Annotated in this window: 14 protein-coding genes; 8 read left to right on the top strand and 6 right to left on the bottom strand. The window is 67.2% G+C overall.

The features are described 5' to 3' along the window. Window positions 1-6 precede the first annotated feature (6 nt). From rnpA to ACIRON_RS13660, 4 genes are read left to right on the top strand one after another with little or no spacing between them, the layout of a single operon-like run. A complete protein-coding gene (rnpA, locus tag ACIRON_RS13645; protein WP_378725131.1) occupies window positions 7-360 on the top strand; it encodes a ribonuclease P protein component in 354 nt (117 codons plus the stop codon). After that, window positions 357-695, top strand: a complete 339-nt coding sequence (gene yidD / locus ACIRON_RS13650; protein ID WP_402992824.1) for a membrane protein insertion efficiency factor YidD — start codon at window positions 357-359, stop codon at window positions 693-695. The genes rnpA and yidD overlap by 4 nt, the downstream gene beginning before the upstream one ends. Window positions 696-699: 4 nt before the next feature. Beyond that, window positions 700-1,689, top strand: coding sequence for a membrane protein insertase YidC (gene yidC, locus ACIRON_RS13655; protein ID WP_402992825.1), 990 nt, complete (start codon window positions 700-702; stop codon window positions 1,687-1,689). An 11-nt stretch (window positions 1,690-1,700) separates the two neighbouring features. Further along, on the top strand, window positions 1,701-2,207 hold the full coding sequence (locus ACIRON_RS13660; RefSeq protein ID WP_402992919.1) for a protein jag: 507 nt from the start codon (window positions 1,701-1,703) through the stop codon (window positions 2,205-2,207). A gap of 87 nt (window positions 2,208-2,294) precedes the next feature. On the opposite strand, the gene ACIRON_RS13665 is transcribed toward ACIRON_RS13660, so the two are convergent. After that, on the bottom strand, window positions 2,295-3,050 hold the full coding sequence (locus ACIRON_RS13665) for a L,D-transpeptidase family protein (RefSeq protein WP_402992826.1): 756 nt from the start codon (window positions 3,048-3,050) through the stop codon (window positions 2,295-2,297). A 594-nt stretch (window positions 3,051-3,644) separates the two neighbouring features. Here ACIRON_RS13665 and rsmG point away from each other — a divergent pair. The 3 genes from rsmG (at window position 3,645) to ACIRON_RS13680 (ending at window position 6,723) form a co-directional block, all read left to right on the top strand. Beyond that, a complete protein-coding gene (gene rsmG, locus ACIRON_RS13670; protein WP_402992827.1) occupies window positions 3,645-4,382 on the top strand; it encodes a 16S rRNA (guanine(527)-N(7))-methyltransferase RsmG in 738 nt (245 codons plus the stop codon). Window positions 4,383-4,473: 91 nt separating this feature from the next. Continuing rightward, window positions 4,474-5,466 carry a ParA family protein gene (locus ACIRON_RS13675; protein ID WP_402992828.1) on the top strand — a complete coding sequence of 331 codons (993 nt, stop codon included), beginning with the start codon at window positions 4,474-4,476 and terminating at the stop codon, window positions 5,464-5,466. Between the two features lie 216 nt (window positions 5,467-5,682). Further along, complete coding sequence (locus ACIRON_RS13680) at window positions 5,683-6,723, top strand: ParB/RepB/Spo0J family partition protein (RefSeq protein WP_402992829.1); 1,041 nt, start codon at window positions 5,683-5,685, stop codon at window positions 6,721-6,723. Between the two features lie 173 nt (window positions 6,724-6,896). Here ACIRON_RS13680 and ACIRON_RS13685 read toward each other — a convergent pair whose 3' ends face one another. Beyond that, window positions 6,897-8,213, bottom strand: a complete 1,317-nt coding sequence (locus ACIRON_RS13685; protein WP_378731539.1) for a PLP-dependent aminotransferase family protein — start codon at window positions 8,211-8,213, stop codon at window positions 6,897-6,899. 67 nt (window positions 8,214-8,280) lie between these two features. Between ACIRON_RS13685 and ACIRON_RS13690 the strand changes: the two genes are divergently transcribed. Further along, window positions 8,281-8,937 carry a GNAT family N-acetyltransferase gene (locus tag ACIRON_RS13690; RefSeq protein ID WP_091044066.1) on the top strand — a complete coding sequence of 219 codons (657 nt, stop codon included), beginning with the start codon at window positions 8,281-8,283 and terminating at the stop codon, window positions 8,935-8,937. 266 nt (window positions 8,938-9,203) lie between these two features. On the opposite strand, the gene trxA is transcribed toward ACIRON_RS13690, so the two are convergent. The 4 genes from trxA to murJ form a co-directional block, all read right to left on the bottom strand. Beyond that, window positions 9,204-9,533, bottom strand: a complete 330-nt coding sequence (gene trxA / locus ACIRON_RS13695; protein ID WP_091044069.1) for a thioredoxin — start codon at window positions 9,531-9,533, stop codon at window positions 9,204-9,206. Window positions 9,534-9,655: 122 nt separating this feature from the next. Beyond that, window positions 9,656-10,630, bottom strand: coding sequence for a thioredoxin-disulfide reductase (gene trxB, locus ACIRON_RS13700; RefSeq protein ID WP_091044070.1), 975 nt, complete (start codon window positions 10,628-10,630; stop codon window positions 9,656-9,658). 186 nt (window positions 10,631-10,816) lie between these two features. Beyond that, a complete protein-coding gene (locus ACIRON_RS13705) occupies window positions 10,817-12,562 on the bottom strand; it encodes a hypothetical protein (protein ID WP_402992830.1) in 1,746 nt (581 codons plus the stop codon). Window positions 12,563-12,616: 54 nt separating this feature from the next. Then, window positions 12,617-14,254: a murein biosynthesis integral membrane protein MurJ gene (gene murJ, locus ACIRON_RS13710; RefSeq protein ID WP_402992831.1), complete on the bottom strand. Its 1,638-nt coding sequence runs from the start codon at window positions 14,252-14,254 to the stop codon at window positions 12,617-12,619. Window positions 14,255-14,320 lie beyond the last annotated feature (66 nt).

Consider the following 14,320-nt stretch of genomic DNA (forward strand, 5'->3'; position numbering starts at 1 on the left):
ACGCGCGTGTTGCCACGTCGCCACCGACTGGTCGATTCGTCGGGCTTCAAAGAAGCAGTACGACGGGGCAAGCGCGCGGGCTCGAAGAGCCTGGTGGTCCACCTGCTCGTCCCCGGCACCGGCCCAGATGCCGACCGGGAGGGCGAGCCGCAGGTGGGCTTCGTGGTGAGCAAGGCCGTCGGTCCGGCCGTCGTCCGGAATCGCGTGAAGCGCAGACTGCGTCACCAGGCCCGGGAGTCCCTGAGCGGACTCCCGGGCTCTGCTGTGCTTGTGGTCCGTGCACTGCCTGCTGCCGCCGACGCCGACTACGACGCCCTGGGCGTCGATCTGCGGCGCTGCCTGGAGCGAGTGCTCCGATGAGTGCCGCGGTCCGAGTCGTACGTGCTGGTCTCGACAAGCTCAACCACGTTGTCGCGTCCGTGCTGATCGGACTGCTTCACGTGTGGCGGACTCTGATCAGTCCGCTCTACGGCGATGTGTGCCGCTACTACCCGTCGTGCTCGGCGTACGGGCTCGAGGCCGTCAAGACGCACGGCCCCTGGCGCGGGAGCTGGCTGACGGCGCGCCGTCTGGCCCGTTGCGTCCCCTGGGCCAAGACCCGGGGCTTCGATCCCGTACCGGCCGCGAAGAATTTTTCAAGAGACCCTGAAGACCTGGTCCGTGTAAGTGCGGACTCCCCAAACCGAGGAGCCTGATTCCGTGGGAGCCATAGGCGATCTGTTCGGATGGATCGCAACACCGCTGTATTACGCCATCTCGGGCATCCTGCTCGTATGGCAGAAGGCGTTCTCGTACGTCATCCCGTCTGAAGGTTGGCAGTGGGCCCTGGCCATCGTCGGCCTGACCGTGACCATCCGTGCGCTGCTGATCCCGCTGTTCGTGAAGCAGATCAACTCCAGCCGCAACATGCAGCTGCTGCAGCCGAAGGTCAAGGAGCTGCAGAAGAAGTACGGTCACGACCGCGAGAAGCTCGCCAACGAGACCATGAAGCTCTACAAGGACTCGGGCACCAACCCGTTCGCGTCCTGCCTGCCGCTGCTGCTGCAGATGCCGATCTTCTTCGTGCTGTTCCGGATGCTCGAGCACGCCTCGAACGGTGACGGCAAGGGCTTCCTGACCGACGCGGCTGCGCACGAGTTCGCCACCTCGACCTGGCTGGGCTCGCTGCTCTCCGACCAGTTCACCACCGCCGACCACATGTCGACGCGGATCCTCACCGGGTTCCTGGTCGTGGCGATGATCGCGACCACCTTCCTCACCCAGCGTCAGCTGATGTCGAAGAACATGCCGGCCGATGCCATGACCGGACAGTACGCCCAGCAGCAGAAGCTGCTCCTCTACGTGCTGCCCGTCGTGTTCGCCGTCGGTGGTATCGCCTTCCCGGTCGGAACGATCCTCTACTGGACCTCCTCCAACCTGTGGACCATGGGCCAGCAGTTCTACGTGATCCGCAACAACCCCGCACCGGGGACGCCGGCGTTCGACGCCAAGCAGGAGCGCGACCGGGAGAAGCGCCGCAAGAAGGGTCTGCCCGACGCGGAGATCGACATCGCCGAGGCCAACGAGGCAGCGGCCGAGAAGCGCCCCGCGCAGCGCACCCAGCCCAAGAGCCAGACCAGGAGCCAGCGGAAGAAGGCCGGCACGAGCGCCGGTCGCTCCACGACCCAGAAGGACGGGGGAACCAAGTGACGACTCAGGATGTGAGCGAGACCGTGACCGAGACTGTGGAGGAGGTCAGCGACGACACGCGCCTCAAGCAGCTCGAGCAGGAAGGTGACATCGCGGCTGACTACCTCGAGGAGCTTCTCGACATCGCCGACCTCGATGGAGACCTCGACATGGACGTCGAGGGCGACCGTGCCGCCGTCTCGATCGTCGGTGGTGACCTCCAGCAGCTCGTCGGCCGCCACGGTGAGGTTCTGGACGCGCTCCAGGAGCTGACCCGGCTCGCGGTCTACCGCGAGACCGGCGAGCGGTCCCGCCTGATGCTCGACGTCGGCGGCTACCGTGCCGACCGTCGCTCGACGCTGATGGCGCTCGCCGAGGAGACCGTCGCGAAGGTCAAGGAGTCCGGTGCCCCGGTCTCGCTCAAGCCCATGTCGCCCTTCGAGCGGAAGGTCGTCCACGACGCCGTCGCCGCCGCCGGGCTCACCTCCGAGTCCTCCGGTGTCGAGCCGCGTCGCTACGTGGTCGTCCTGCCTGAGTGACGCTGAGACAAAGAGATCGCCCCTCGTGCCGTGTGGCACGAGGGGCGATCTCTTTGTGTGGGTGTTTCACGTGGAACGGGCGGCGCCTCAGGACCAGTAGACGACGACCCGGTCGCCGATGCGGACCTGGTCGAAGACCCAGGCGATCGACGACTTGTTGCGTACGTTCGCGCAGCCGTGGGAGCAGCCGTTGTAGCCGCGGGCGGCGAAGTCCGAGGAGTAGTGCACCGCCTGGCCGCCGTTGAAGAACATCGCGTACGGCATCGGGGTGTGGTAGATCGACGAGACGTGGTTGCGGCTCTTCCGGAAGATCTTGAAAGCGCCCTCGCGGGTCTTCGTGTCGGAGCAGCCGAAGCGGGCGTCCATCGCTCGGATGATCTTGCCGTTGCGTACGTAGCGCATCCGGCGGTCGGTCTTGTCGACACAGAGGACGCGGCCGGTGAGGCAGCGGCGGTCGAGGTTGTAGAGCTTGGCGTCGGTCGGGGTGCTGGTCAGCGAGCGGAGCCGGTCGAGGGTGCGCTGGTTGACCTTGCCGGTGGCGGTCAGGCGCTGGTTGCGCTGGAAGACCTTGACGGCGCCGGCGGTCTTCGAGCCGTAGGTGCCGGTGACGCGCCCCTTGAAGATCCGCCGCTCCTTGAGGCGAGCCTGGATCTTGCGCACCCCGATGCCCGAGGAGCCCTGCTGGTAGAGAGTCTTGTACGCCGTGTGCAGCCCGATCTGCCCGACGGAGGCTGACGCGGTGCTGGCCTGGGCGCTGCTCGGCGCCGCGATCGAGCCCAGGGAGAATCCCAGGGCGAGGATGGTGGTGAGGAAGATCGCCACCGGGGTTCTACGGACGTTCACATCAGCTCCGTGGTCATGGATGGGGGGCCCGGTCGCACGGGCCGCTGGAGTCGCACCCGGAGTGCGACGTTCTACGACTAAGACGTTCGAGCAGCGTGCGCGGTTGCATCAGATTCGCGAGGCTGCTCGCGGACTTTAGCGCACCCAGCGCCCACGCGGTGCCTTTGTCAATCCTTCCGCGGATTCGTTGGGCCGGCGTTCTTCCAGGCGTCTCCAGGGACGTGGGTTTCACGTGAAACGGGATGGTCATCGAGCCCGTCGAGATGACGCCTCGCACGTACATGTGCGTGGTCTCGACAAGCTCGACCACCGGGACCGGGTCATCGAGCTTGTCGAGATGACGTCGAGCACCTACATGTGGGTGGTCTCGACAGGCTCGACCACCGGAGACTCGTGCGCACGTCGTGTGGTGGTCTCGACAAGCTCGACCACCGGAGCTGGGTCATCGAGCTTGTCGAGATGACGTCGTTCGGACGAGTGTGCTGTGGTCTCGACAGGCTCGACCACCGGGACTGTGTCATCGAGCTTGTCGAGATGACCTCGTGCGTACGTAGGGAGTTCTTGGTTGTGCGTTTCACGTGAAACAGTTCGTGTGTGAGCGAGGAACGTGGGGACTTGGGTGGCCTGGGCGAGGTGGACCCTCGGGCGGAGAAGCTCTTTCCGGCTGATCGGCTGGAGCTCGCGGAGAGGTACGCCGCTTGGCTGGCCGAGGCGGGGGTTGTGCGCGGTTTGATCGGACCGCGGGAGGTTCCGCGGTTGTGGGATCGGCACATCCTCAACTGCGCCGTGCTGGGGGAGGTGATCCCCGAGGGGGTCGCGGTGGCGGACATCGGGTCTGGCGCTGGACTGCCGGGCTTGGTCCTCGCGATCGCTCGCCCGGATCTGCACATCACGCTGATCGAGCCGCTGCTGCGGCGTACGACCTTTCTCGAGGAGGTCGCCGAGGATCTCGGTCTCGAGAACGTGACGGTGTTGCGGGGGAGGGCGGATGCCTTCCACGGCGAGCTCGGGTTCGACGTGGTGACCTCGCGAGCAGTGGCCGGCCTGGGCAAGCTGCTCGACTGGTCGATGCCGTTGGTCGTACCGACGGGTGCGCTCGTCGCGATGAAGGGGTCGAGCATCGAGGCGGAGATCGACGAGGCCGACGCAGCGCTGAAGAAGTGGGGATGCGCACCGCCGACGGTCTCAGAGCTCGGTGTAGGCGTTTTGGAGACAACAACTGTCGCGGTTCGGGTGGTTTGGTCGGATCCCGCACGGGTAGATTGGCCGCCGGTCCCGAAGGGCGGCCAGAAGGGGCCCAAGGGCGGGTCCCGTAAGAAGAAGCGCCGCTGATTGGCGGTCGAGCTTGTCGAGACCAAGACATCTCGCATGTGGGCTGGTGGTCTCGACAAGCTCGACCACCTTCTATGGAGGGTTAGGAACTATGCCGTACGACGACGAGAGCGCGCAGAACGCCGTTTCACGTGAAACCGACGAACCGGTGTCGATCAGGCTCCGTACGGCCGGGGACATCGCGTCCTTCGAGAACGACTTCGACACGGAGGCGACGCCGCTGGCTGCTGCCGCCGAGCACACGCTCCTGGCGCGGGGTGCGGCGAGCAATCGGCCGCCGCTGCCACGCCCGGCGAGCACGCGCGTGATCGTGTCCGCCAACCAGAAGGGCGGCGTCGGCAAGACCACCTCGACGGTGAACATCGCCGCGGCTCTGGCCCAGCTCGGTCAGAAGGTTCTGGTCATCGACCTCGACCCGCAGGGCAACGCGTGCACCGCGTTCGACGTCGACCACTTCCAGGGGACCCCGGGGACGTACGAGGTCCTGGTCGAGGGGGCCACCCTTGAGAACGTCGTCGTGCCCGTCCCGAAGCTCGAGGGCCTCGAGCTCGTGCCGGCGACCATCGACCTGGCCGGCGCCGAGGTCGAGCTCGTCGAGGAGAACGGACGTGAGCAGCGCCTGAAAGAGGCGCTGGCCAGGTCCCCCCGCGTGGGTGACGCGGAGGACCGTTGGGATTACGTCCTCATCGACTGCCCACCGTCGCTGGGCCTGCTCACGGTCAACGCGCTCGTCGCGAGCACCGAGGTGATGATCCCGATCCAGGCGGAGTACTACGCGCTGGAGGGTCTGGGGCAGCTCCTCAAGACCGTCGAGATGGTCCGCGCCGCGCTGAACCCGACGCTCAGGGTCTCCTCGATGCTGATCACGATGTACGACGCCCGCACCCGGCTCGCCTCACAGGTCGCCGAGGAGGTGCGCGAGCACTTCGGCGACACGGTCATGCGCACCTTCATCCCCCGCGCCGTGCGCGTGTCCGAGGCGCCGTCGTTCGGGCAGACGGTGATGACGTACGACCCGGGCTCACCGGGTGCGCTGAGCTATCTCGAGGCCGCCAAGGAGCTCGCCAAACAAGGCGAGCACTGAGGTGATCGACCCTGTCGAGATCACCGTCAGAAGAACCTGGTGGTCGAGCCTGTCGAGACCACCGCAGGGCAACACGGAACTGAAGTGAAGAATCCCGGTGGTCGAGCCTGTCGAGACCATCAGCAGGACAGCACAGAGCTGACATGAGAATCCCGGTGGTCGAGCTTGTCGAGACCACCATCAGCAGCATGGAACTGACATGGGGGACATCCAGATATGAGTAAGCAGCCGCCGAAGCGTGGCCTCGGACGAGGTCTGGGGTCGCTGATCCCGACCGCTCCTGCCGCCGCCGGAAACGACTCGGCGGACAGCGCTTCTGTCCAGCCGGACGTCCGTCATTCGGACCTTTCCGCTGGGGCGACTTCTGGCTCATCCGTGGACCCCGGGTCCACCGACTCGGCGGAAGGCCGCCAGATCGAGAATTCGAATCTGGCGCCCGTCGACGGCGCATATTTCGCCGAGCTGCCGGTCAAGCAGATCCACCCCAACCATGTCCAGCCTCGTCAGGTCTTCGACGAAGAGGCGATGGCCGAACTGGTCCATTCGATCGAGGAAATCGGCCTTCTTCAGCCCATCGTCGTCCGGAAGGTGGCGACCGACTCCTACGAACTGGTCATGGGTGAGCGCCGGTGGCGCGCCACCCAGAAGGCCGGCCTCGATGTCATCCCGGCGATCGTCCGGGAGACCGATGACACCGACATGCTCCGGGACGCGCTCCTGGAGAACCTGCACCGTTCGCAGCTGAACCCTCTCGAAGAGGCGGCGGCCTACCAGCAGCTGCTCAGCGACTTCGAGTGCACCCACGACGAGCTCGCCCAGCGGATCGGTCGGTCGCGGCCGCAGATCTCCAACACGATCCGGCTCCTGAAGCTGTCCCCGTCGGTCCAGCGACGGGTCGCAGCCGGCGTTCTCTCGGCCGGCCACGCCCGGGCGCTGCTCGCGGTCGACGGCGAGGCGCAGCAGGACAAGCTGGCTCAGAAGGTGGTCGCGGAGGGCATCTCCGTACGCGGCCTCGAGGAGATCGTCGCCCTGGGCGACCCGGACGGCGACGCCTTCGCCACGCCGCGCGTGAGGCGAGCCAAGCCGACTGCTCCTGGGCTCAAGGAGATCTCCGACAAGCTCTCGGACCGCTTCGACACCCGGGTCAAGGTCGATCTGGGCCGTTCCAAGGGAAAGATCACCGTCGAGTTCGCCACGCTCGAGGACCTGCGCCGGATCGTCGAGCTGATGTCAGCCGCACCGGAAGAATCCATTTAGGCATCAAGCGCTAAAGCGTTTTGTCGACAAATAGATTTGCTCGTTGAGCGCGCCTGGTCATCGAGCCTGTCGAGATGACGCTCTTAACGGGCTTGGTGGTCTCGACAGGCTCGACCACCGGGGTTGCCCGGTCATCGAGCTTGTCGAGATGACGCCTCGAAGAGGGTCTGCACCTACTGCGTGTTTGTCGAGGGGTGCTCAGCGCCGCGGATGGGGAGGCCAGGAATGGGTCCGGTCGCACCGAACGTCTCCAGGAGCTCCATCTCGGCCTCGATGACACCCGCCAGGCGGCGTACGCCTTCTCGGATCCGCTCCGGGGTCGGATAGCAGTAGGAGATCCGCATCGAGGAGGCGCCGAAGCCGTCGGCGAAGAAGCCGGTGCCGGGGACGAACGCGACCCGCGAGGTGACCGCGCGAGGCAGCATCGCCTTGCTGTCGATGCCGGAGGGGAGCGTCAGCCAGACGAAGAAGCCGCCGTCGGGCTTGGTCCACGTGCAGGCCGCGGGCATGTAGTCCTCGAGCGCGTCGAGCATGGCGTCGCGACGCTCGCGGTACATCTCCCGCATCTGCTTGATCTGGCCCTGCCAGTCGTGGTTCGCGAGGTAGGCGGAGACGGCCATCTGGTTGAACGGCGGCGGACAGAGCGTCGCGGACTCCTGGGCGAGGACCAGTTTCTCGCGGATCGCGGAGGGGGCCAGCGCCCAGCCGACCCGCAGGCCCGGGGAGAACGTCTTGGAGAAGGAACCGAGGTAGATGACACCCGGGTCCTGGGCGCGCATCGCCGGGCGGGGCTCGTCGTCGAAGCCGAGGAGGCCGTAGGGGTTGTCCTCGAGGACCAGAATGTCGTGGCGCCGGCAGATCTCGAGGATCTCGGTGCGGCGCTCGGGCGTCATGGTGACGCCGGTCGGGTTCTGGAAGTTCGGGATCGTGTAGAGGAACTTCACCTTGCGGCCGGAGGCCTTGGTGGAGACGATCGCCTGCTCGAGCGCACTCGGGATGAGGCCGCTGGCGTCGACCTCGGCGTGCACGATGTCGCATTGGTAGCCCTTGAAGACGCCCAGAGCACCGACGTACGAAGGGGCCTCGCAGATCACCACGTCGCCGGGGTCGCAGAAGACGCGGGTGACCAGGTCGACGGCCTGCTGAGAGCCGACGGTGACGACCACGTCATCGGGGTGGGCCTCGATGCCCTCCAGCCGCATGACCTCGCAGATCTGCTCGCGCAGGACGGGATCGCCCTGGCCGCCGCCGTACTGCAGTGCGGTCGGGCCCTGGGTCAGGATCAGGTCCTTGATCGAGTCGCCGACCACGTCGAGGGGGAGGCTGGAGATGTTGGGCATGCCGCCTGCCAGCGAGACGACCTCCGGGCGCGCTGCGACTGCGAACAGAGCTCGCACCTCCGAGACCGTCATGCCTGCGGTGCGTGCGGCATAGCGGTCGGCGTAGGGATCGAGTCGGGATGATGTTGCGCGCTGGGGAAGATCAGTCATGGTGTCACCATCATGAAGGATCGCATACGCTGGTGACAGACCCTTAACCGAGTATCAAGGGTGAGACATGGCACGCCGTATCCTGCCGCTGACGCTGGACCTCTTCGCCGAGGTCCCGGCGCCGTGTCGTGCCTGTCTGTTCTGGGAGCGCGACCCCGTCGGCCATCGACGCGTCTCCTCCGCGCAGACGGTAGGGGTCAAGGAGGCGTGGATCTCCGAGGTGCTCCGCGAATGGGGGTCGTGCGGGCGGGTTGCCGTGGTGGACGGTACGCCGGTGGGGTTCGTGCTGTACGCGCCGCCGGTCTTCGTGCCACGGGTGGCTTCTTTCCCCTCCGGTCCGGTCTCCGCCGACGCGGTCCTGATGACCACGGTGTGGATCGACCCGCGCCATGTCGGTGGCGGGATCGGCCGGATGCTGGTGCAGGGGATGGCGCGCGACCTGGTCCAGCGGGGATCGGTCCGCGCGATCGAGGCCTTCGGTGACGTCGGCCCGCTGAGCGGGATCCACGGCCGGCGCTGCGCCGCGCCGGCGGACTTCCTGGGACGTGTCGGGTTCAAGACGTACCGCGAGCACCCGACCGTGCCACGGATGCGGATGGATCTGAAGCAGACGGTCACCTGGATCGACGACTTCGAGTCCGCCTGGGAGCGGCTGCGGGAGGTCGTACGCCCCCGCAACCATCCGTCACCTGCCTCATCCGAGCTGCATCGCGACGCGGATTGAATGTTTCATGTGAAACGGGCGGTGGTCGAGCCTGTCGAGACCACTCGTCCCCCCGGTGGTCGAGCCTGTCGAGACCACTCGTCCGCCACTACTGCCATCTCGTCCGCCACTACTGCCATCTCGTCCGCCACTACTGCCATCTCGTCCGCCACTACTGCCATCTCGTCCGCCACTACTGCCATCTCGCCCGACGTAACTGACGCCTCGGCGAAATGAACGATGGCGCGCCACTGTGACAGTGGCGCGCCATCGTGTGACAACCGGTGTCAGCCGATGAACTCCTGCAGCTCCTTGAGGAGAGCGGCCTTCGGCTTGGCGCCGACGATCGACTTCACGACCTCGCCGCCCTGGTAGACGTTGATGGTCGGGATGCCGGTCACGCGGTAGGTGGAGGGGGTGACCGGGTTCTCGTCGACGTTCATCTTGGTGAAGGTGACCTTGTCACCGTGCTCGCCGGCGAGCTCCTCGAGAATCGGGGAGACCTGGCGGCACGGGCCGCACCACTCGGCCCAGAAGTCGACCAGTACGGGCTTGTCGGACTTCAGGACGGTCGAGTCGAACTCGGCGTCGGTCACGGCGGTCATGTTGTCAGCCACGATGGGTTCCTTCTCGGTAGGGACGGGTTGGGAGGTCTGTGGTCAGAACGCTGGGATTGCGTTGCGCATTCCCGTGCGCACGGTGGTCGAGCTTGTCGAGACCACCACCGTAGACGCGGCGATCAGGCCGAGACGGCAGCCGCCTCGGCGTGGGCCTGGTGGGCGAGGAACTTCTCCGCGTCGAGCGCGGCCTGGCAGCCGGTGCCGGCAGCGGTGATCGCCTGGCGGTAGACGTGGTCGACCAGGTCACCGGCGGCGAAGACGCCCTCGATGTTGGTCGCGGTGGTGCCCTCCTTGGTCAGGACGTAGCCCTCGTCGTCGAGGTCGACCTGGCCGGTGAGCAGCTCGGAGCGCGGGATGTGGCCGATGGCGATGAACAGGCCGGAGCACTCGAGGTCGCGCAGCTCGCCGGTCTTCGTGTCCTTGACGGTGATGCTCTCCACGGAGAGCTCGCCGTTGATCGACTCGACCACGGAGTTCCAGGCGATCTCGAGCTTCGGGTCGGCGAAGGCGCGCTCCTGCATGATCTTGGAGGCACGCAGCTCGTCGCGGCGTACGAGCAGGGTGACCGAGGAGCCGAAGCGGGTCAGGAAGAGGGCCTCCTCCAGGGCGGAGTCGCCGCCGCCGACCACCACGATGGGCTTCTGCCGGAAGAAGAAGCCGTCGCAGGTGGCACACCAGGAGACGCCCTTGCCGGAGAGCTCGTCCTCACGGGGCAGACCGAGCTTCTTGTAGCCCGATCCGGTCGCGAGGATGACGGACTTCGCGTAGTGGGTGTCGGTCGCGGTCTTGATGACCTTGACCGGCCCGGTGAGGTCCATCTCGATGACGTCGTCGGGCTCGAGCTCGGCACCGAAGCGCTCGGCCTGGGCACGCATGTTGTCCATCAGCTCCGGACCCATGATGCCGTCACGGAAGCCGGGGAAGTTCTCCACGTCGGTGGTGTTCATCAGGGCGCCGCCGGCGGTCACCGAGCCCTCGAAGACGAGCGGCTGCAGTCCGGCGCGGGCGCTGTAGACCGCTGCGGTGTAGCCCGACGGGCCGGAGCCCACGACGATCACGTTGCGGGGGTCGGTCGGGGACGACGGGGTCGGCATCTTTGAGGCTCCTCAGGTGTGGCTGGCGAACTGCACAACAGATCGTAGGCCACGTACATTCCATGGCCCTGAACGCCGAGACGTCACCCGCGTCGGCCGAGACGTCACGTACGTCGGTCGTCGTGGCATCAATGCGACATCTCGGGCGACGGGAGTGACGCTTCGGCCGACGGGAGTGACGTCTCGTCAGGAGACGGGGGTGCCGAGAACCTCGATCTCCTTGACCTCGGCACGGTAGCCGCCGTCGCCGGTCGGAAGGCCGGTGATCCACACGAGTACGTAGCTGCCCTCGGGTGCGCCGTCGAGCTTGATCTCGTCCTCGGTGCCGACACTGGCCTTCGCGGCAGGTGCGCCGGTGGGGTCGTCGGTCCAGGGGGAGTCGCCGACGTAGACAGAGATGTCGGTGGGCTCGCCGATCATCCGGAACTTCAGGGAGTCGACGGAGTAGTCGCCCTTGAGATTGAGGACGACGCCGATGCCCGGCTTGAGCGAGCGCGGACCGTCACCGATCTGGTCGTTGTAGGTCGACGTACGCCAGTTGGTGGCGGGGTCGTCCTTGCCGTCCACAACGCCGCCGACCAGGTCGGGGTATTCCGTTGGCGGGTCGCCGTGAGGGTCGAGGTCCTTGGCCGTGATGCCCTTGATCGGGGTCGGCTTCGCCTCAGCGGTGTTGTCGCCGCCGTTGTTGCCGGTGCCGGGGTTCTCGGCGGTCGTGTTGGGGTCGTCGTTGATGATGTTCCAGGCGATCGATCCGGCGATGAGGACGAGCACCACGAGGGCGACGCCCATGGCGATGCGGAGCCAGCTGGTGCCGGGCTTCTGGTTGTAGTCCGGCTCCTCGGCGATCGGTACGTTGGCGCCGGTCCACGGGCCCTGCCAGCCGTTGTAGGAGGCATCCGGGGCCACCGGCCGCCGGGCGGCGGCGGGGGGCGGCTGCTGCGGACGCTGCGGTGCTACGTAGCCCGGGGTCTCGTCGGCGAACAGCGGCTTCGACGGGGTCGGGTCCTGCAACGGCGGCGGGGAGGACGGGCGCTGGCGCTGGGGGCGTACGGCATCGGGAGCCACGCCGATGGCGTTCGACGCAGCCCGTGCCTCGGCCGGCTCGGCCTGGGTCGGCGCAGCCATCGCCTGGGTCTCCTCGTCGATGGCCGAGGGTCGGTTGAGCGGAGCGGTCGGCTCCCCGGAGAAGCCGGCGAGCGCGGAGTGCAGCTCGGCAGCAGTCAGCGGCGGCATATCGGCGCCGCTGCCCAGCACCCGGTCGCACAGGTCGTCGAGGGGGCGCGGCACACCGGCGCGTACCTGCCGGGGGCGGAGGACACGGCCGTGGTCGCGCGGCGCCGGAGGCATCGAGGACAGGGTCTCGCCCGCCCACTTGCCGGTCAGAGCGGCGTAGAGGACGCCGACGGCGTCGACTCGGTCGCGTCGCTGGGAGTCACGCGTGTCGGGGTCGATCCCGTGCAGCGCGGCGTCGACACCGAAGCCGATGACACGCACCGCGCCGAGGTCGTCGAGCAGCACGGCCTCGGGGTTGAGCCGACCGTGGGCATGGCCCTGGTCGTGGGCCAGGACCAGCAGGTCGGCGACCTCGGAGGCGATCCAGGCGGCCTGCTGCGGCGGCAGCGGCCCACCCGCGGCCAGCGCGTTCTCCAGCGACGAGCCCTCGCCCCACTCGTTGACGACGTACGCCACCTGGTCGGTCTGGGCGGCGTCGAGGACGCGCAGCATCCGGGGGTCACCGACGGCAGCGGAGTTGCGGGCCGCGGCCATCAGGCGCGGCGCGCGCTCGTCGCGGGCATCGAGGACGTGCACGGCAACCGGGCGACCCAGCACCGCGTCCTGGGCGCGCCAGAAGCGTCCCTCGCGGGACTCGCTCAGCAGATCCGTCAGCTGGTATCTGCCGGCGAGGACGTCGCCTGATTGCGTGAACTCCATATCGGACCCATTCTTTCAGACCTTGCCAGACAGTGAGCGGGCTGTCCGATGGTGTCAACGACGCAGTCGTCGGGCGACCTGTTGAACCATCGCGGTCAGCTCCTTGACCTGGGCAGCCTGCGCCCCGAGGAGCAGCATGCCGAGATACAGCGCCCCGACGATAGCGGCCCCGATCAAGGCCAGCACCATCGTCGGCTCGTCGTTGATCATGCCCAGCGCCGTGCGGAGCAGCCATGCGGCAGCCGCGGCCACGACGGTCACCATGACCAGGCGGGCGAGGAACCCGAGCAGCCCGCGACCGTCGAGGTCTCCGAGCGTGCGCTTGAGCACGACGTACGAGACGACGGAGCCGATCAGGTAGGACAGCGTGTAGGCGCCGGCGAGTGCGGGCGCGGTGTATTCCGAGGGAACGGCCCTGGTCAGCAGCAGCGCGGCGACGATGTTGGTGGTGGCGACCGAGCACTGGATGAAGAAGACGGTGCGGTTCTGCTCCAGCGAGTAGAAGCCGCGCAGCAGCAGGTAGTGGATCGTGAAGAAGACCAGCCCGGCCGCGAAGACCGACAGTGTCGGGGCGTAGTCCTTGAAGGCGTCGGCGCCGGCGCCGTAGCTGAACAGGATGTGGGCGATGTCCTCGGAGAGCACCGGGAGCAGTGCGGCGATCGGGATCACGATGGCGAGCGCGTTGCGCAGCTGCCGGGAGAGCGTACGTCCCAGCTCGGGAAGCTCTCCGGCAGCGCCGTGGCGCGAGAGGAGCGGCAGGATCGCCGTCGCCAGCGAGACCGTGATGATCGAGTGCGGCACCTGGGTCACCAGGAAGCTGTTGGAGTAGACCGTGTAGCCGGTGCCGCCCGCGGCCGAACCGGTCGAGGCGAGCCGCGTCACGATCGTGTACGCCACCTGGTTCACGACCACGAAGAGCACGGTCCACATGCCCAGCTTCGCGGTCTGCGAGAGCCCGGCGCCGCGGAAGTCGAAGCGGGGGCGGTAGCGCACTCCGGCCTTGTGCAGCACAGGCAGGAGCAGCAGGAACTGGAGAACGATGCCGAGGGTCGAGCCCAGGCCCAGGAGAACCTCTTGGCCGGTGGTGAAGCCACCGACGGAGGACGGCCCGAAGACGACCAGGTAGGTCACCAGGGTCGTGATCGCGATGATGTTGTTGGCGATCGGGGCCCACATCATCGGGCCGAAGCTGCCGCGGGAGTTGAGCACCTGCCCGACCAGCACGAACATCCCGTAGAAGAAGACCTGCGGCAGGCACCAGCGGGCGAAGTCGATGGCCGACTCGAGCTGCGCCTTGTGATCGTCGGTGTACCAGTCTGCTCCGAGGTAGAGGCGCATCAGCAGCGGCGCCCCGAGCACCAGGATGATCGTGACGACGCCGAGGAAGAGCCCGGCGAGCGTGATGATCCGGTCGGTGTAGGCGGCCCCGCCGTCCGCGTCGTTCTTCTGCGCCTTGACCAGCTGCGGCACGAGGACCGCGTTGAAGACACCGCCGGCCAACAGGATGTAGAGCATGTTGGGCACGGTGTTGGCGATGTTGAAGACATCGGCGTGCAGCCCGGATCCGAGGGCGGCGACGAGAAGTGCTGAGCGGATGAACCCGCTGGCCCGGGAGAAGAGCGTCCCCGCGGCCATCACGGCGCTGTTGGCCAGGACCGAGCCTCCGCCGGACTTCTGCTCGGGCGTTGTCACAGGGCTACCGCTCGCTTCGGTCGTTTCGGTCGCATCGGCTCCGCGCTCGTCGAGAGCGCCTGAGCT

It is taken from the genome of Nocardioides sp. NPDC101246 (assembly GCF_044767415.1).
Classification (GTDB): domain Bacteria; phylum Actinomycetota; class Actinomycetes; order Propionibacteriales; family Nocardioidaceae; genus Nocardioides.

Bases quoted from the DNA above. Each gene is read 5' to 3' on its own strand.
- ACIRON_RS13705 (WP_402992830.1), bottom strand. From the start codon at position 12,562: ATGGAGTTCACGCAATCAGGCGACGTCCTCGCCGGCAGATACCAGCTG.
- ACIRON_RS13690 (WP_091044066.1), top strand. From the start codon at position 8,281: ATGGCACGCCGTATCCTGCCGCTGACGCTGGACCTCTTCGCCGAGGTC.
- yidD (WP_402992824.1), top strand. From the start codon at position 357: ATGAGTGCCGCGGTCCGAGTCGTACGTGCTGGTCTCGACAAGCTCAAC.
- trxB (WP_091044070.1), bottom strand. From the start codon at position 10,630: ATGCCGACCCCGTCGTCCCCGACCGACCCCCGCAACGTGATCGTCGTG.
- ACIRON_RS13675 (WP_402992828.1), top strand. From the start codon at position 4,474: ATGCCGTACGACGACGAGAGCGCGCAGAACGCCGTTTCACGTGAAACC.
- ACIRON_RS13680 (WP_402992829.1), top strand. From the start codon at position 5,683: ATGAGTAAGCAGCCGCCGAAGCGTGGCCTCGGACGAGGTCTGGGGTCG.
- ACIRON_RS13685 (WP_378731539.1), bottom strand. From the start codon at position 8,213: ATGACTGATCTTCCCCAGCGCGCAACATCATCCCGACTCGATCCCTAC.